At 72.4% G+C, this 16,872-nt stretch carries 12 protein-coding genes and 2 pseudogenes; 5 read left to right on the top strand and 9 right to left on the bottom strand.

Annotation, left to right across the window (positions count from 1 at the left end; genetic code table 11):
- Positions 1–145: 145 nt before the first annotated feature.
- The 6 genes from ACIQOE_RS37745 to dxr form a co-directional block, all read right to left on the bottom strand.
- A complete protein-coding gene (locus ACIQOE_RS37745; RefSeq protein ID WP_351323606.1) occupies positions 146–1,852 on the bottom strand; it encodes a proline--tRNA ligase in 1,707 nt (568 codons plus the stop codon).
- Between the two features lie 73 nt (positions 1,853–1,925).
- Positions 1,926–2,471 (bottom strand): GNAT family N-acetyltransferase, encoded by a 546-nt coding sequence (locus tag ACIQOE_RS37740; RefSeq protein WP_365558988.1) that lies wholly within the window; start codon positions 2,469–2,471, stop codon positions 1,926–1,928.
- A 58-nt stretch (positions 2,472–2,529) separates the two neighbouring features.
- Positions 2,530–3,378 (bottom strand): GNAT family N-acetyltransferase, encoded by an 849-nt coding sequence (locus tag ACIQOE_RS37735; protein WP_351323604.1) that lies wholly within the window; start codon positions 3,376–3,378, stop codon positions 2,530–2,532.
- A gap of 285 nt (positions 3,379–3,663) precedes the next feature.
- Positions 3,664–4,821 (bottom strand): flavodoxin-dependent (E)-4-hydroxy-3-methylbut-2-enyl-diphosphate synthase, encoded by a 1,158-nt coding sequence (gene ispG, locus ACIQOE_RS37730; RefSeq protein ID WP_351323603.1) that lies wholly within the window; start codon positions 4,819–4,821, stop codon positions 3,664–3,666.
- A 170-nt stretch (positions 4,822–4,991) separates the two neighbouring features.
- A complete protein-coding gene (locus tag ACIQOE_RS37725) occupies positions 4,992–6,284 on the bottom strand; it encodes a site-2 protease family protein (protein WP_351932358.1) in 1,293 nt (430 codons plus the stop codon).
- An 8-nt stretch (positions 6,285–6,292) separates the two neighbouring features.
- Entirely contained in the window at positions 6,293–7,564 is a 1,272-nt protein-coding gene (gene dxr / locus ACIQOE_RS37720) for a 1-deoxy-D-xylulose-5-phosphate reductoisomerase (RefSeq protein ID WP_351323602.1), read from the bottom strand.
- A 188-nt stretch (positions 7,565–7,752) separates the two neighbouring features.
- Between dxr and ACIQOE_RS37715 the strand changes: the two genes are divergently transcribed.
- Positions 7,753–8,211 carry a lamin tail domain-containing protein gene (locus ACIQOE_RS37715; RefSeq protein WP_401416450.1) on the top strand — a complete coding sequence of 153 codons (459 nt, stop codon included), beginning with the start codon at positions 7,753–7,755 and terminating at the stop codon, positions 8,209–8,211.
- A gap of 1 nt (position 8,212) precedes the next feature.
- Here the strand turns inward: ACIQOE_RS37715 and ACIQOE_RS37710 are convergent, their stop codons facing one another.
- Complete coding sequence (locus tag ACIQOE_RS37710) at positions 8,213–10,147, bottom strand: acyl-CoA dehydrogenase family protein (protein WP_365574707.1); 1,935 nt, start codon at positions 10,145–10,147, stop codon at positions 8,213–8,215.
- A gap of 265 nt (positions 10,148–10,412) precedes the next feature.
- Here ACIQOE_RS37710 and ACIQOE_RS37705 point away from each other — a divergent pair.
- From ACIQOE_RS37705 to ACIQOE_RS37690, 4 genes and pseudogenes are all read left to right on the top strand, one after another.
- Positions 10,413–10,850 (top strand): annotated as a pseudogene (locus ACIQOE_RS37705) (substrate-binding domain-containing protein); the annotation flags it as partial.
- Positions 10,784–11,269 (top strand): annotated as a pseudogene (locus tag ACIQOE_RS37700) (hypothetical protein); the annotation flags it as partial. The pseudogenes ACIQOE_RS37705 and ACIQOE_RS37700, both read left to right, overlap by 67 nt.
- An 87-nt stretch (positions 11,270–11,356) precedes the next feature.
- On the top strand, positions 11,357–12,544 hold the full coding sequence (locus tag ACIQOE_RS37695) for a sulfotransferase (protein WP_365558983.1): 1,188 nt from the start codon (positions 11,357–11,359) through the stop codon (positions 12,542–12,544).
- Between the two features lie 190 nt (positions 12,545–12,734).
- Positions 12,735–13,466 carry an alpha/beta hydrolase gene (locus tag ACIQOE_RS37690; protein WP_351323598.1) on the top strand — a complete coding sequence of 244 codons (732 nt, stop codon included), beginning with the start codon at positions 12,735–12,737 and terminating at the stop codon, positions 13,464–13,466.
- Between the two features lie 94 nt (positions 13,467–13,560).
- Here the strand turns inward: ACIQOE_RS37690 and ACIQOE_RS37685 are convergent, their stop codons facing one another.
- Together ACIQOE_RS37685 and ACIQOE_RS37680 are read right to left on the bottom strand one after the other, a co-directional pair.
- Positions 13,561–15,009 (bottom strand): aldehyde dehydrogenase family protein, encoded by a 1,449-nt coding sequence (locus ACIQOE_RS37685; RefSeq protein WP_401416446.1) that lies wholly within the window; start codon positions 15,007–15,009, stop codon positions 13,561–13,563.
- 175 nt (positions 15,010–15,184) lie between these two features.
- Positions 15,185–16,750: a PucR family transcriptional regulator gene (locus tag ACIQOE_RS37680; protein WP_351323596.1), complete on the bottom strand. Its 1,566-nt coding sequence runs from the start codon at positions 16,748–16,750 to the stop codon at positions 15,185–15,187.
- Between the last annotated feature and the right edge of the window lie 122 nt (positions 16,751–16,872).

Genomic DNA, 16,872 nt, shown 5'->3' with positions numbered 1-16,872 from the left:
GGGGGCCAGGGGGGGGGGCCCCCCGAGGGCCGCGGGGGGGGGCCCCGGGGGGGCGGGGGGGCCCCGGGCCCGCCCCCCCCGCCCCCCCCCCCGCCGGGGGGGCCGGGGGGGGGCCCCGGGGGCCCCCCGCGGCGGGAGTCCAAGCTCAGTGGGCGGTCAGGCGGGCGATCGCCTCATCCACCGTCAGCTCCTCGCGCTCGCCGGACTTGCGGTCCTTGAGCTCCATGACGCCTTCGCCGGAGCGGCGGCCCGCGATCAGGATCTGCGGCACGCCGATCAGGTCGGCGTCCGCGAACTTCACGCCCGGGGAGACGCCGGCCCGGTCGTCGACCAGGACGCGCAGCCCGGCGGCGCGCAGCTTCTCCGAGACGTCCAGGGCGAGTTCGGTCTGCAGCGCCTTGCCCGCGGCCACCACGTGCACGTCGGCCGGGGCGACCTCGCGGGACCAGACCAGGCCGCGCTCGTCGGCGGTCTGCTCGGCGAGGGCGGCGACCGCGCGGGAGACGCCGATGCCGTAGGAGCCCATGGTGACGCGGACCGGCTTGCCGTGCTGGCCGAGGACGTCCAGCTTGAGCGCGTCGGCGTACTTGCGGCCCAGCTGGAAGATGTGGCCGATCTCGATGGCGCGGTCCAGCTTCAGGCCGGTGCCGCACTTCGGGCAGGGGTCGCCGTCCTGCACGACCACGACGTCGACGAACTCGTCCACCTCGAAGTCACGCCCGGACACCACGTTCCTGGCGTGCGTGTCCGCCTTGTTGGCGCCGGTGATCCAGGCGGTGCCGGGAGCCACGCGCGGGTCGGCGATGTACTTCACCTTCTCGCCGAGGCCCTGCGGGCCGACGTACCCGCGCACCAGGTCGGGACGGCCGGCGAAGTCGGTCTCGGTGACCAGTTCGACGGCGGCCGGTGCGAAGTGCGCCTCGACCTTGTCCATGTCGACCTCGCGGTCACCGGGAACGCCGACGGCCACGATCTCGCCGTCGACCTTGACCAGCAGGTTCTTCAGGGTGGCGGAGGCCGGCACGCCGAGGTGGGCGGCCAGGGTCTCGATGGTCGGGGTGTCCGGGGTCGGGATCTCCTCCAGCGCGGGCACGCCGGACCCGTCCACCGGCTTCAGCTCGTAGGTGATCGCCTCGGTGTTGGCCGCGAAGTCGCAGTTCGGGCAGTCGGCGAAGGTGTCCTCGCCGGCCTCGGCCGGGGCCAGGAACTCCTCCGACTTCGAGCCGCCCATGGCGCCGGCGGTGGCCGCGCAGATGCGGTAGTCCAGACCGAGGCGCTCGAAGATCCGCTGGTAGGCCGCCCGGTGCAGGGCGTAGGAGTGGGCCAGGCCCTCGTCGTCGAGGTCGAAGGAGTAGGAGTCCTTCATCAGGAACTCGCGGCCGCGCAGGATCCCGGCCCGCGGACGGGCCTCGTCCCGGTACTTGCTCTGGATCTGGTAGAGGATGACCGGCAGGTCCTTGTACGAGGACGCCTGGTCCTTCACCAGCAGGGTGAAGATCTCCTCGTGGGTGGGGCCGAGCAGGTAGTCGCCGCCCCTGCGGTCCTGGAGGCGGAACAGCTCGGCGCCGTACTCCTCCCAGCGGCCGGTCGCCTCGTACGGCTCCCGGGGCAGGAGGGCCGGCAGCAGCACCTCCTGGGCGCCGATCGCGTCCATCTCCTCGCGGACGACCCGCTCGACGTTGGACAGCACCTTCAGACCGAGGGGCAGCCAGGACCAGATGCCGGCCGCGGTGCGGCGGACGTAGCCGGCGCGGACGAGGAGCTTGTGGCTGAGGACCTCGGCGTCCGCCGGGTCGTCACGCAGCGTCTTCGCCATCAACTGGGACATGCGTTGGACCGGTGCGTTCGCCATGGTTCTCGTACTCCTGCCGGGAAAGGGTGATGGCTAGGAGGTTAGCCGGGCCTGCCGGGCCGGTGGAAATCCGTTAACGGCGTCCGCTCCCGGCGCGCCGCAGCGGCAGCGGGGCGCCCATCACGGCGTACGGCTTGGGCGCGCTCGGGAAGTGGACCTGGCGGGCCAGGTCGGCGTAGCCGAGCGAGTGGTAGAGGCCGCGGGCCGGGCTGTCGGTGTCGATGGCGGAGAGGATGGAGCGGGGCTCGGCGGCGGCGTCCGTGATCGTGGTGATCAGCCGGCGGCCGACGCCGCGGTTCTGGTGGTGCGGGTGCACGTGCAGCTCGGTGATCACGAAGGAGTCGTCGAGCCAGCCGGCGTGGCCCTCGGCGCGCAGATAGGGCTCGACGACGGTGGACCACCAGTGGGTGCGGCTGTTCGGCATGCCGTAGACGAAGCCGACGAGCAGGCCGTCGGCGGTCGCGCCGAGTGCCCTGGCGCCGGGGTACTGCATGTGGCGGACGACGATCTGGCGGCGTACGGCTACCTCGTCGGGGCCAAGGCCGAAGGCGATCGCCTGGACCGCCAGGGCCTCGTCCACGTGGGCGGAGAGGTCCAGGGGGCCGATCACGAGGTCCATGGGGGGAGGGTACAGGCAGGGCACGGTCCGCGCCCCGTCGCCCGTGGCGGGTGAACCGTCAGAACAGCACGCTCATGAACGCGCCGACTTCCCTGAAGCCCACCCTCAGATACGTCCTGCGCGCCGCGGTGTTGAAGTCGTTGACGTACAGGCTGACCACCGGCGCCACGTCGGCCAGCGCGTAGCGCAGCACCGCCGCCATGCCGGGGGCCGCCAGCCCCATGCCCCGGTACTCCGGGGCCACCCACACGCCCTGGATCTGGCAGGCCTCGGCCGTCGCCGCGCCGATCTCCGCCTTGAAGACGACCCTGCCGTGCTCGTCGAGCCGGGCGAACGAGCGGCCGGAGCCGACCAGTTCGGCGACCCGCGCCTGGTAGAGGAGACCGCCGTCGCCGGCCAGCGGGGAGACGCCCACCTCTTCGGTGAACATCGCCACGCACGCCGGCATGATCGCCTCCATCTCGTCCTTGCGGATGCGGCGGACGTACGGATCCGGGGCGATGTCGGCGGGCATCCCCTCGGTGACCATCAGGGGCTGGTGGGCGCGGACCTCGCGGGCCGGGCCCCAGTGCGGTTCGAGCAGGCGCCACAGCTGGGCGGTGGCCTCGCTGGGGCCGACGATCGAGGAGCAGCGGCGGCCGGCCCGGCGCGCGCGGTCGGCGAAGGCGCGGATCGCGCGCGGAGTGGCGCAGATCGGGACCAGGTTGGCGCCCGCGTAGCAGAGGGACGTGAGCATTCCGTCCTCGTACCAGCCCCACATCTCGCCGCCGAGGCGCCAGGGATCGAGGCCGGCCACCTGGACGCGTGAGGTCACGAAGGCGTTCGTGACCGGCTCGCGGCCGAGTACGGCGAGCGCGGCGTCCAGGTCGCTCGGTTCGAGCACTCGGGAGGTGGTCTGCGTCAACACGTGCGGGGCCTCACGCTGAGGGGTTCTGCTGATCTCCGCACTGTACCTGCGGAAGCTTGGCGGTGCCGCCCCGTGTGGGTGACAGCCCGCTCGGCCGCCGTCGTCGGCCGAGTTCCCGTCACAAGGGCCCCGCCGTCTTTCGCGCCTCCGCTTTGGGACGCCCATGGACCGGGGAGGGCCTGTACGTCGGCGCGTGCGGCCGGTCCGTGGCCGCACGCGCGGTTGCCCGCGCCCCCCTTCGGGTCGGCGGGGCGGAGAACCCTCCCCCGCCGGCCGGGGGCTGCTTCAGCCCGCCACCGAGATCGACGGCTCGCCCGACGCCACGCCGTCCGCCTCCATCTGCTCGGCCAGCTTCATGGCCTCCTCGATGAGGGTCTCCACGATCTTGGACTCGGGGACGGTCTTGATGACCTCGCCCTTGACGAAGATCTGGCCCTTGCCGTTGCCGGAGGCGACGCCGAGGTCGGCCTCGCGGGCCTCGCCCGGACCGTTCACGACGCAGCCCATGACGGCGACGCGCAGCGGGACCTCCATGCCGGTCAGGCCCGCCGTGACCTCCTCGGCCAGCTTGTAGACGTCGACCTGGGCACGGCCGCAGGACGGGCAGGAGACGATCTCCAGGCCGCGCTGCTTGAGGTTGAGGGACTCCAGGATCTGGTTGCCGACCTTGACCTCCTCGACCGGAGGGGCCGACAGGGAGACCCGGATGGTGTCGCCGATGCCCTGGGAGAGCAGCGCGCCGAAGGCGACGGCCGACTTGATGGTGCCCTGGAAGGCGGGGCCGGCCTCGGTGACGCCGAGGTGCAGCGGGTAGTCGCACTGGGCGGCGAGCTGCCGGTACGCCTCGATCATCACGACCGGGTCGTTGTGCTTGACGGAGATCTTGATGTCCCGGAAGTCGTGCTCCTCGAAGAGGGACGCCTCCCACAGGGCCGACTCGACCAGGGCCTCGGGGGTCGCCTTGCCGTACTTCTGGAGCAGCCGGCGGTCCAGCGAGCCCGCGTTGACGCCGATCCGGATCGGGGTGCCGTGGTCCTTGGCGGCCGCCGCGATCTCCTTGACCTTGTCGTCGAACTGCTTGATGTTGCCGGGGTTGACGCGGACCGCGGCGCAGCCGGCCTCGATGGCCGCGAAGACGTACTTCGGCTGGAAGTGGATGTCCGCGATCACCGGGAGCTGGGACTTGCGCGCGATGGTGGCGAGGGCGTCGGCGTCGTCCTGGGTGGGGCAGGCGACGCGGACGATCTGGCAGCCGGAGGCGGTCAGCTCGGCGATCTGCTGGAGGGTCGCGCCGATGTCCGACGTGCGGGTCGTGGTCATCGACTGGACCGAGACCGGGGCGTCTCCGCCGACAGCCACGGAGCCGACCTGGATCTGCCGGCTCTTCCGGCGCTCGGCGAGCTTGGTCGGAACGGACGGCATGCCGAGAGAAATCGCAGTCATCTGCTGTGCAACCCCAAGTCGTGGATCTAGGTCCAGGTCCCGTCGAAAGCGGGTTCCAGACTCCGAGATTACGGCACCGGTACCGGCGCGAGCACATCCCCTACCGCTAAACCCACTCGATGGAAGCGACCCGGAACACGTCGTTCCGGGCCGCTTCGAACGCCGTGTGGCTAGGAGATTTTGACCGGGTTAACCACGTCGGCCACCAGGACGAGCAGCGTGAAGCAGATGAAGACGCCCGCGACCACGTAGGCCACCGGCATCAGCTTCGCCACGTCGAAGGGGCCGGGGTCCGGACGGCGCAGGACCCTGGCCAGGTTGCGGCGCAGCGACTCCCACAGGGCGCCCGCGATGTGGCCGCCGTCCAGGGGGAGCAGCGGGAGCATGTTGAAGAGGAACAGGGAGAGGTTGAAGCCGGCCACCAGCATCAGGGCCATGGCCAGCTGCTGGGTGGGCGGGATGTCGAGCGTGAAGATCTCGCCGCCGACCCGGGCCGCGCCGACCACGCCCATCGGGGAGTCCGGCTGGCGGGGTGCGCCGTCGAAGGCCGCGTCCCACAGGGCCGGGATCTTGCCGGGCAGGCCGGCGATGGAGTCGACGGCCTCGCCGAGCCGGTCGCCCATCCAGGTCACCGACTGGCCGAGGTCCTGGCGGACGACGCCGGTGGCGGCGCTGAAGCCGAGGAAGCCGGCGGTGACGTACTGGCCCTGGACGATCTGGCCGCTGGAGTCCTTCTTGGCGACCTGGTTGCTGGCGATCCTCGCGTGCAGGGTGACGTCCTGGCCCTTGCGGTCGACGACGATCGCGACGTCCTTGCCGGGGGTGGCGCGGATCAGGTCGGAGAGCTGGTTCCAGCTGGTGGTCGGCGTCCCGCCGAAGGAGACGATCTTGTCGCCGGCCTTCAGGCCCGCGGCGGCGGCCGGGGAGGCCGCGTCGGTCTTCTTGCAGCTGTCGCGGTTCTCGCTCTGGGCGATCACGCACTGGGAGACGGAGCTGACGGTGGTGGTCTGCTGGCTGATGCCGAAGCCCATGAGGACCGTGAGGAAGAGGGCGACCGCCAGGATCAGGTTCATGAAGGGGCCCGCGAACATCACGATCACGCGCTTCCAGGGGGCGCGCGTGTAGAAGAGGCGGGACTCGTCGCCGGGCTGCAGCTCCTCGAAGGCGGCCGAGCGCGCGTCCTCGATCATGCTGCGCCAGGGCGAGGTGGAGCGCGCGGTGATACGGCCGTCGGCGCCGGGCGGGAACATGCCGATCATGCGGATGTAGCCGCCGGCCGGGATGGCCTTGAAGCCGTACTCGGTCTCGCCCTTGCGCCGCGACCAGATGGTCGGGCCGAAGCCGACCATGTACTGCGGGACGCGGATGCCGAAGAGCTTGGCGGTGGACAGATGCCCCAGCTCGTGCCAGGCGATCGAGACCAACAGGCCGACCACGAAGACGACTATGCCGAGGATCATCATCAGGGCTGTCATGCACGCGCCTCCGCGGTCGCCGTCTGTGCGGTCAGTTCCCGGGCCCGGGCCCGTGCCCAGGTCTCCGCTTCGAGTACGTCCGGCACGGTGAGCGAAGTTCCCGTACGAGGCGTGCCGTGTTCCTCGACGATCCGGGTGACGGTTTCCATGATCCCGTCGAAGGGCAGCAGACCGCTCCGGAACGCCTCGACGCATTCCTCGTTGGCGGCATTGAACACCGCCGGGGCGGTGCCCGCGAGCTCACCGACGCGCCGGGCGAGGTTCACGGAGGGGAAGGCCTCGTTGTCCAGCGGGAAGAACTCCCAGGTGGAGGCCTTGCTCCAGTCGAAGGCGGGGGCGGCGTCCGGCACCCGTTCGGGCCAGCCGAGACCGATGGCGATCGGCCCCCGCATGTCGGGGGGAGTCGCCTGCGCGATCGTGGATCCGTCCGTGAACTCGACCATCGAGTGGACATACGACTGCGGATGCACGACCACCTCAATCCGGTCGAAGGGAATGTCGTAGAGGAGGTGCGCCTCGATGACCTCCAGTCCCTTGTTGACCAGCGTGGCGGAGTTGATCGTGATCACCGGCCCCATCGCCCAGGTGGGGTGGGCGAGCGCCTCCTCGACGGTCACCGTGGCGAGGTCGGCCCTGGTGCGGCCCCGGAAGGGGCCTCCGGACGCCGTGACGACCAGCTTGCGGACGTCCGCGCGGGTTCCCGAGGCCAGCGCCTGGAAGAGCGCCGCGTGCTCGGAGTCGACCGGGATGATCTGGCCGGGCTTGGCCAGCGCCTTGACCAGCGGGCCGCCGACGATCAGCGACTCCTTGTTGGCGAGCGCGAGGGTGCGGCCCGCCTCCAGGGCGGCGAGGGTGGGCGCGAGGCCGATGGAGCCGGTGATGCCGTTGAGGACCGTGTGGCAGTCCGAGGCGGCCACGGCGGTGGCGGCCTGCGGTCCGGCGAGGATCTCGGGAAGCGGCTCGCCGGGGCCGTACTGCGCGGCCAGGGCCTCGCGCAGTGCCGGTACGACGTCCTCGCGGGCGACCGCGACGGTCCGCACCCGCAGGCGGTGCGCCTGCTCGGCGAGGAGGGCGACCCGGCCGCCGTTGGCCGAGAGGGCGGTGACCCGGAAGCGGCCGGGGTTGCGCAGCACGAGGTCGATGGCCTGGGTGCCGATGGATCCGGTGGAGCCGAGGATCACCACGTCCTTGGGGCCGTCGCCCGCGAGCGGGTCGTAGACGAGGTGCGGGTCGGCGAGGGGGGCCGGACTGGCAGGACTGTCGGTCATCCCCCCATTGTGGCCGCATCCGGGGGCCCGGAGGACAGCGCGTCCCTCATGCGGGTGCCTTAGCAGTTCTTGCCGCCCTATGGAGCGGAATTCCCTTTGTGAGGTTCACGTGAAGGTCGTGTGATAACACTTCTTCCGGGCCGACAGGGGGTCGGCCCGACCGGAAGACATCCTGGGGGGATCTCTCCATGCGTATTACGCGCATACGCGCCGCCGCGCCCGCGCTCGCGGGCGCCGCGCTGCTCACCGGCACCCTGCTCAGCACCCCGGCGCAGGCCGCCGGCGGCGTGACCGTCTACCACGTGTGGTTCGACAGTCCGGGCAAGGACACCCGCTCCAACGCGAGCCTGAACGCCGAGTGGGTGCAGATCAAGAACACCGGCGGCACGGCCGTCTCGCTCAAGGGCTGGGTCCTGAAGGACACCTCCAACCACCGCTACGTCTTCAAGAACGTCAAGATCGGCGCCCACAAGACGATGAAGGTGCACACCGGCCGGGGCTCGGACACCGCGTCGGACAAGTTCCAGAACCGTGGCGCCTACGTGTGGAACAACACGAGCGACACGGCGACCCTGACCAGGGCGAGCGGCAGCAAGGTCGACTCCTGCTCCTGGACGACGCGGGATCCGAGCGACAAGTACTGCTGACCTACTCGAAGGGGCGGCGGGCGTTCTCCTGCCGGGACGGTCCGGGGGTCGCGTCGGCGATCCACGGGCCGTCGTCCGACGGGTCCACGATGCCCCGCTCCAGCCACTCGTAGGAGCCGCCGAGCACGCCCTTGACGACCTTGCGGTCCAGGTCGTCGGTGTTCGACCACAGGCGGCCGAACAGCTCGTCGACGCGGATCCGGGACTGCCGGCAGAACGCGTCGGCGAGCTGGTAGGCCTCGCGGCCGTGGTCGCCCTGGCGGCGCAGCAGTTCGGCGCGCACGCAGGCCGCGCTCATCGCGAACAGTTCGGCGCCGATGTCCACGATCCGGCCCAGGAAGCCCTGCTTGGTCTCCATCCGGCCCTGCCAGCGGGACATGGCGTAGAAGGTGGACCGGGCGAGCTTGCGGGAGTGCCGCTCGACGTAGCGCAGGTGCGGGGAGAGGTCCACGCCATGCTTGAAGTCGCCGTACGACGTGGGGACCTGGCCCGGCCCCGCGACCAGCTTCGGCAGCCACTTGGCGTAGAAGACGCCCGCGTTCGCGCCCGCCCTGGCCTTGTCCTGGAGGGACTTGTCGGGGTCGATGAGGTCGCCCGCGACCGAGAGGTGGGCGTCGACGGCCTCGCGCGCGATCAGCAGGTGCATGATCTCCGTGGAGCCCTCGAAGATGCGGTTGATGCGCAGGTCGCGCAGGAGCTGCTCGGCGGGGACGGCGCGTTCGCCGCGGGCCGCGAGGGATTCCGCCGTCTCGAAGCCGCGGCCGCCGCGGATCTGGACCAGCTCGTCCGCCATCAGGCAGCCCATCTCGGAGCCGTAGAGCTTGGCGAGGGCGGCCTCGATCCGGATGTCGTTGCGGTTCTCGTCGGCCATCTGGGAGGACAGGTCGACGACCGCCTCCATGGCGAACGTGGTCGCCGCGATGAAGCTGATCTTGGAGCCGACCGCCTCGTGCAGCGCGACCGGCTTGCCCCACTGCTCCCGCACGGCCGACCACTCGCGGGCGATCTTCAGACACCACTTGCCGGCGCCCACGCACATCGCGGGCAGCGAGAGGCGGCCGGTGTTGAGCGTGGTGAGGGCGATCTTGAGGCCCGCGCCCTCGGGGCCGATGCGGTTGGCGGCCGGGACCCGGACCTGGTGGAAGCGGGTGACGCCGTTCTCGATGCCGCGCAGGCCCATGAAGGCGTTGCGGTGCTCGACGGTGATGCCGGGCGAGTCGGCCTCGACGACGAAGGCCGTGATGCCGCCCTTGCCCTCCGGCGACTTGGGGACGCGGGCCATGACCACGAGCAGGTCGGCGACCACGCCGTTGGTGGTCCACAGCTTGACCCCGTCGAGGACGTAGTCGTCCCCGTCGCGTACGGCGGTGGTGGCCAGGCGGGCCGGGTCCGAACCGACGTCCGGCTCGGTGAGCAGGAACGCGGAGATGTCGGTGCGGGCGCAGCGGGGCAGGAAGGCGTCCTTCTGCTCCTGGGTGCCGAAGATCTTCAGCGGCTGGGGCACGCCGATCGACTGGTGGGCGGAGAGCAGCGCGCCGACCGCCGGGTTGGCGGAGCCGGCCAGGGACAGGGCCCGGTTGTAGTAGACCTGGGTGAGGCCGAGGCCGCCGTACTTGGTGTCGATCTTCATGCCGAGGGCGCCGATCTCCTTGAGGCCGGCGACGACCTCGTCGGGGATGCGGGCCTCGCGCTCGATGCGGGCCGAGTCGATGCTCGTCTCGCAGAACTCGTGGAGGCGGGCCAGGAATTCCTCGCCGCGGCGCACGTCCTCGTCGGCGGGGAGCGGGTGCGGGTGGATGAGGTCGAGCCGGAAGCGTCCGAGGAACAGTTCCTTGGCGAAGCTGGGCTTGCGCCAGTCCTGTTCCCGGGCGGCCTCCGCCACCTGACGGGCCTCCCGCTCGGTGACGGTGGGTTTCTTGGTGGTGGGGGCGGACATTGAGGCTCACCTCGCCACGAAAGGGGTTGTTTGAGGACCGTTCGTTACCGACCAGTGCTACTGGATCGTTGGTACCTGAAACGGGCCGCCCCCACCAGTCCTCGCGGTCCGATCGGGTCACCCGGGTCCGCCGGGGCACACCGCCGTGTCGCGTCGCGGCGCGCTCCGGGGAGACCGTCCGGACGGGGATCCGCGGCCCGCCGCGCGTCGAAGCGCTTCGACGGCCTCACCGAGGTCGCCCAGCACGCCGGAGTCTCGGCGAGCACGGCACACCGGCTTCGCCGAGCGCACCCTCGACGGACTTTGCTCCCGGGCCCGGGAGCTGGGCCTTCGGGTGCTGCACCGGCCGTGCGAGGGCGGGTACGACGCGATGGCCGTCCCCCTGGCCCGGATCTTCGACGAACGCCCGGGCACCACGGGCTTCGTCGTGCAGAACGTGTCGGTGGTCGCGATCTGCCCGGACCAGGTCGCCGTCCAGGCCTCGGTGCGGCTGACGTCGGTCGCCGTCCCCGCCCAGGAGATGGGCCGCCACGCCGTCGAGTGCCTGGTCGCGAAGCTGGACGGCCACGGCGGTGACGACGTCGTCCTGATCGCCCCCGAGCTGACGGTACGGGCGAGCACGGGCCCCGGGCCGGCATCGGCACCCGGTACGGACCGGCCGCGCACGCCGGCTGGCCGGACAAGGAGGTGGCGTCGGCGGTGAAGGAGAACTACCTCGACCCCTACGGCATCACGGCGTTCCGGCTGGACGCATGCGAGCCCGAGCTGAAGCCCGGCTTCCAGGAGAACCTGCGCTACTGGACGGGCCCGGGACCGGAGGTCGGCAACAGCTACCCCCGCGAGGAGGTCCTCACCCTCAACCGCTCGGCCTGGGCCGGCAGATCGCGGCCGGCCTCAACACGGCCCTGTCCGGCGCCGGTGCTGGCGGCGGGCGCGACGGACCGGACGGCGTACCTGCCGGCGGGCGCCCGGTGGACGGACGCGTGGACCGGCGAGCCGTACGAGGGCGGCGCGGCGGTGACGGTGGACGCGCCGCTGGAGCGCATCCCGCTGTTCCTGCGCGACGGAGCGGAACTGCCGGTCGCCGAGCAGCCGTTGCCAGCCGCGGGCACCCCTCGGTGATTGTCTCAACTCGACCGTGTGGCAGGGCGGTCGGCCGGGGAAGTACGTAGCTCCTTCCCCGTCCCCCCGACGAAGGGCCCCGCCGCCGTGTCCTCCGCGCCGCTCCCCCTCACCCTCGCCAATCTGCTGCTCGCCCCCGCCTTGCGCGCCCGCCGCGCTCCGGACCGGGCCTTTGCGCGGCTGCTCGACGCTGCGGGGCCGGCCGCGGACGACGAGGCGTTCACCGACGGGTTCCGTCATCTGCTGCGATGTTGGTCCGGTGCCCGGCACCTCACCCCGGTCGGCTGGCTCTCGGCGCGCGGCCACGTCGGCCGCCACCTCGCCAACCGGGCCCGGGTGCGCCGGCTGTGCGCGGAACATCCCGAGATCGAGCGGGAGCCCGTCGAGCGGCCGGTGTTCGTGGTGGGCCTGCCGCGCACCGCCACCACGCTCACGCACGGCGTGCTGTCGCTCTCCGCGGACCACCGCTGCCCGCTGCTGTGGGAGTTGCTCACCCCGGACCTCGAACGCGGCGCCGCGGAACGGGAGAAGGCCGTCGCGTCCGCCCGCCGCCTGGTCGGCGGGATCAACCTCTTCGCCCCTGGCTTCCGGCACATCCACAACCTGCGCCCGGAGGGTCCCGAGGAGTGCACGTTCGCGCTGCCGCACACCGTGATGCCGCTGTCCCAGGCGATGATCCCGGAGTACCTGCCCTGGCACGAGCGCCATGACTTCACGGCCGACTACCGCTACCTCAAGCAGATCTACCAGGTGCTCCAGTACGGCCGCCCGCGCCGCCGCTGGGTGCTGAAGTCCCCGCTGCACCTGGAGCACCTGGACGCGCTGCGAACCGTGTTCCCGGACGCCACGATCGTGTGGACGCACCGCGATCCGGCCACCGCCGTGGCCTCGTTCTGCAGCCTGGTCGAACACGGCATGGCGGTCGGCACCCGCCCCCTCGACCCGCACTGGATCGGCGCCACCTGGCTCGACCTGCTCAGCCGCTCGGCCGCCCGCGGCCTGGCCGCCCGTGCGCGCATCCCCGGCGAGGCGCTGGTGGACGTGCCGTACTCCTGGCTGGGCTCCGACCCGGCCGCGGGCGCCCCGAAGCTCTACGCGGCGGTCGGCGCCCGCTGGACCGACGCCGACGCGGCCCGCCTCCCCGCCGTCGCCGCCCGTCCCCGCGGCACCCGCGTCCACAGCTACGACCTGGCCCGCTACGGCCTCACCCGCGCGGACGTCGACACCGCCTTCGCCGGGTACAACGCGCTGCGCGCGCGGGTGGACCGGGCATGAGCGCACGGGGCCGGCGAAAACCCGTTGGCGGACCACGGCGGCCCCTGCTACTTTCCTGACGGCCGTGCGAGAGAACCAGGAGGTGGTACCCGTGAACACACTGACGACATGGGTGCTCCCCTCCGGGGTCACGGTCGGGCGATAGGTCGTCCGGGAGCGCCGTTCCAGCGCATTCCCGAAAGGCACGACCATGCAACTCACCTCGGAGCGACGCCTCGACGACGGCGTCATCGAACACACCTTCACCCTCGGCGACGCCCCGGGCGTCCTGTGGACACCGGGATCCGTGTCCGGACCGGTGCCGCTGATCCTGCTCGGCCACCCCGGCGGACTGCAGCGCATGCGCCCCCGGCTGGAGGGCCGGGCCCGGTCCGCCGCGGCGGACGGCTTCGCCTCGGCCACCGTCGAACTCCCCGGAAGCGGTGACCGGCCCCGCATCCCCGCCGTGGAGGAGGCCCGCGCCGACATGCGCCGGGCGCTCGCGGCCGGCGAACCGGTCGGCGGCGAGATCGTGGACCGGCTGGTCCTCCCGCTGGTCGACCGGGCGGTCCCGGAGTGGCAGGCCGCCCTGGACGCCCTCCTCGCCCTGCCCGGGATCGGCGGCCCGGTCGGCTACTCGGGCGGGGTGATCTCCATCGGGACCCGGCTCGCGGTGGCCGAGCCGCGCATCGCGGCCGCCGTCCTGTTCGCGGGGAGTTTCGTGCCCCGCGCCATGTTCGAGGAGGCCCGCCGGGTCACCGTCCCGCTGCACGTCCTGCTGCAGTGGGACGACGAGGGCAACGACCGGCAGGCCGCACTGGACCTCTTCGACGCCTTCGGCTCGAAGGAGAAGACGCTGCACGCCAACATGGGCGGCCACACCGGTGTCCCGCAGTTCGCCGGGGACGCGGCGGCCCGCTTCTTCGTACGGCACCTGAGGTGACGCCCGGCGGCCGGACCGGAACGGCCTGACGGACACACGACGGCCGGAGCCCCCGCACAGCGGGCTCCGGCCGTGGTGTCCTGTCCGTGGCAGGTCAGAGGGCGAGGCCGGTGAGGACCAGGACTCGCTCGTAGGTGTAGTCGTCCATCGCGAACCGGACGCCCTCGCGGCCGACACCGGACTGCTTGGCGCCGCCGTACGGCATCTGGTCGGCGCGGTAGGAGGGGACGTCGCCGATGACGACTCCGCCGACCTCCAGGGCGCGGTGGGCCCGGAAGGCGGTCTGCAGGTCGTGGGTGAAGACACCCGCCTGGAGGCCGTACTTGGAGTCGTCGGCGGCGGCGAACGCCTCGGCCTCGCCGTACACCTTCTGCACGGTGAGGACGGGTCCGAAGACCTCCTCGCAGGAGACCGTGGTGTCCGCGGGGACCTCGGTGAGGACGGTCGGCGCGAAGCTCGCGCCGTCGCGGTCGCCGCCGGTGACCAGGGTGGCGCCGGCCTCGACGGCCTCCTTCACCCACGCCTCGACGCGCTCCGCGGCGGCCTCGCTGACCAGCGGGCCGACGTCGGTCCTGTCGTCGGCGGGGTCACCGGTGACCTGGGCCTCCACGGCGGCGACGATACGCGGCAGCAGCCGGTCGTAGACGGACGCGTCGGCGATGACCCGCTGCACGGAGATGCAGGACTGGCCGCCCTGGTAGTTGGAGAAGGTGGCGATGCGGGTGGCGGCCCAGTCGAGGTCCGCGTCGCTCGCCCAGTCGCCGAGGACGACGGCCGCGCCGTTGCCGCCCAGCTCCAGCGTGCAGTGCTTGCGCGGCACCGAGTCCATGATCGAGTAGCCGACCTTCTCGGAACCGGTGAACGAGATGACCGGGAGGCGCTCGTCCTGGACGAGGCCGGCCATCTTGTCGTTCGCGACCGTGAGGATCGACCAGGAGCCGGCGGGCAGGCCCTCGGTCTCGGCGAGGAGGTCGCCGATGATCAGGCCGGACAGCGGGGTGGCGGGCGCCGGCTTGAGGATGATCGGCGCGCCGGCGGCGATGGCCGGGGCGATCTTGTGGGCGCACAGGTTGAGCGGGAAGTTGAAGGGTGCGATGCCGAGGACGACGCCCTTCGGGAACCGGCGGGTCAGCGCGAGCCGGCCCTGGCCGCCGAGGTCGGTGTCGAGCCGCTGGGCCTCGCCGCCGTTGAAGCGGCGGGCCTCCTCGGCGGCGAAGCGGAACACGGAGACGGCACGGCCGACCTCGCCGCGCGCCCACTTCATCGGCTTGCCGTTCTCGGCGGAGATCAGCCGGGCTATCTCCTCGGTGCGCTCGGCCAGACGCCGGCTGACGTGGTCGAGGGCGGCGGCGCGTATGTGGGCCGGGGTGGCGGCGAACTCGTCCCGCACGGCGTACGCGGCGGCGACGGCTTCCTCGACCTGGGCGTCGGTGGGGACACTGACCTTGCCGACGAGGTGCCCGTCCCACGGGCTGGTGACGTCGAAGGTGTCCTCGCCGGTGGCCTGACGGCCGGCGAGCCAGAAGGCGTGGGTGGCGGTCATGAGAGTCCCGGCCCTTCCGCGTGTGGGGATGTTCTTGGCTTGCGTGGTCCACCGTAGGCGCGGGAGGCAGAAGCGGCGCTTGTCCGGGGTGTAGTGGTGGAGAGGGGCGGCGCGCCTCTTTGTCAGGGGCGCGCGGACGGTGTTCCGCGCGGCCGGCGAGGGCCCGCGGCGCCGGTCAGTCCGCCGACGTCGCCTTGAGCGCCAGCCACAGCTCCATCCGGGCGTCCGGGTCGTCCAGGGAACGGCCCAGGATCTCCTCGACCCTGCGCATCCGGTACCTCAGCGTATGCCGGTGCACGCCCAGATCGGCGGCGGCCGCGTCCCACTGGCCGTGCCGGGAGAGCCAGGCCCGCAGGGAGGCCACCAGGTCGCCGCGGCCCGTCGCGTCGTGCTCGTACAGCGCCCGCAGCAGGCCGTCCGCGAACGCCTTGACCGCGTCGTCGGCGAGCAGCGGGAGCACCGAACCGGCCGCCAGCTGGTCGTGCTCGACCAGCACCCGGCCCCGCCGCCTGGCGACCGACAGCGCCTGTTCGGCCTGTTTGTAGGCGGCCGGCGCGCCGATCGGGCCGGACGGCGCGGACATGCCCACGATCAGGTCGTCGTCCCCTGCGCCGTCCTGGTCCGGTACGGCCCGTGCGGCCTCGCGCGCGGCCGCGTGGTCCACGCACGCGGCGGCCGCCGCCCCGCCGTCCGCGGCCAGCACCACCAGCCGCTCCCCCTCCGGCACCACCAGGACCGGCTCGCCCGCCCGCGCCGCGGCCGACTCGACGGCCTCCGCGAGACCGGTGAGCAGTTCGCCGCCCGCGTCGGCGACGATCATCCGGAACGGCGCGTCGAGCAGTCCGCCGTACAGGTCCCCGGCGACGCCCCGGGCGTGGTCGGGCTGTCCGGCGAGCAGCATGCGCAGCACGGCCGCGCCCACCCGCTGCTCGGCCGCGTGCAGCGACCGGGAGCGTTCCGTCGTCAGCGTGAGCAGGGCGATGGCCGAGTGCACGGCGTACCGCTCGGCGGTGCCGAGGGCGGCGGCGGTGCCGACCGCGAGGGCCGCCCGGGGCCTGCGGCCGGTGCCCAGCGAGTGCAGTTCCACCCGGTCCTCGTTGTCCGGGCCGCCCACCACCGAGGAGGCCGGCGCCGGGCGCTCCCGCAGCCGTTCCACCTCGGCCGTCAGCCGGGCCGCCCGGCGGCCCGCCCACTCCGGCGCGGTGGCCACGACCGCGCCCGAGGCGTCGTACAGCGCCGCCCAGCCGTCGACCTGGGCGGCGAGCGCGGCCAGCAGGCCCTCGGGCCCGGCGTTCAGGGCCTGCCGGGTCAGTTCGCGCTGGGCGGCGAAACCCGCCGTCACCGCCCGGTACTGGTCGGCCGCGATCGCCGCCGAGACGGCCTTGCTGATGGCGAGGAACGGGGTGCGGCGAGGCACCTCCAGCAGGGGCAGGCCTTCCCGCTCGGCCGCGCCGACCAGCGCCTCGGGGATCTCGTCGTAGTTGACCCCGATGGCGAAGCCGAGGCCCACCACGCCCGCTCCCACCAGGCGTTTCACATACCGGCGCATCGCCTGCGGGTCCTCCGCGTCCAGCTTCAGCGCGGTGATCAGGAGGAGTTCGCCGCCCTCCATGTACGGCACCGGGTCGGCGAGTTCGCTGACATGGGCCCAGCGCACGGGCACGTCGAGGCGGTCCTCGCCCGCGCGCACGGTCAGCTTGAGCGCGGAATGGTGGACGAGCGAGGCGAGCGTGGGTGGCATCGGGCCGTCAGGTCTTCTCTTCGGTCGGCGAACACGTGGAGACGTGCGGTGGAGACGTGCACAGGGGCAGTGGCCTTTGGCCGTCTCGTATGAACGGCCTCTCTCGATTCTGCCTCACTGTA

Origin of the sequence: Streptomyces sp. NPDC091282, assembly GCF_044757385.1 — a bacterium.
In the GTDB taxonomy this organism is placed as follows: Bacteria; Actinomycetota; Actinomycetes; order Streptomycetales; family Streptomycetaceae; genus Streptomyces; species Streptomyces gramineus.
This window is presented reverse-complemented; position numbering and strand designations above follow the sequence as displayed.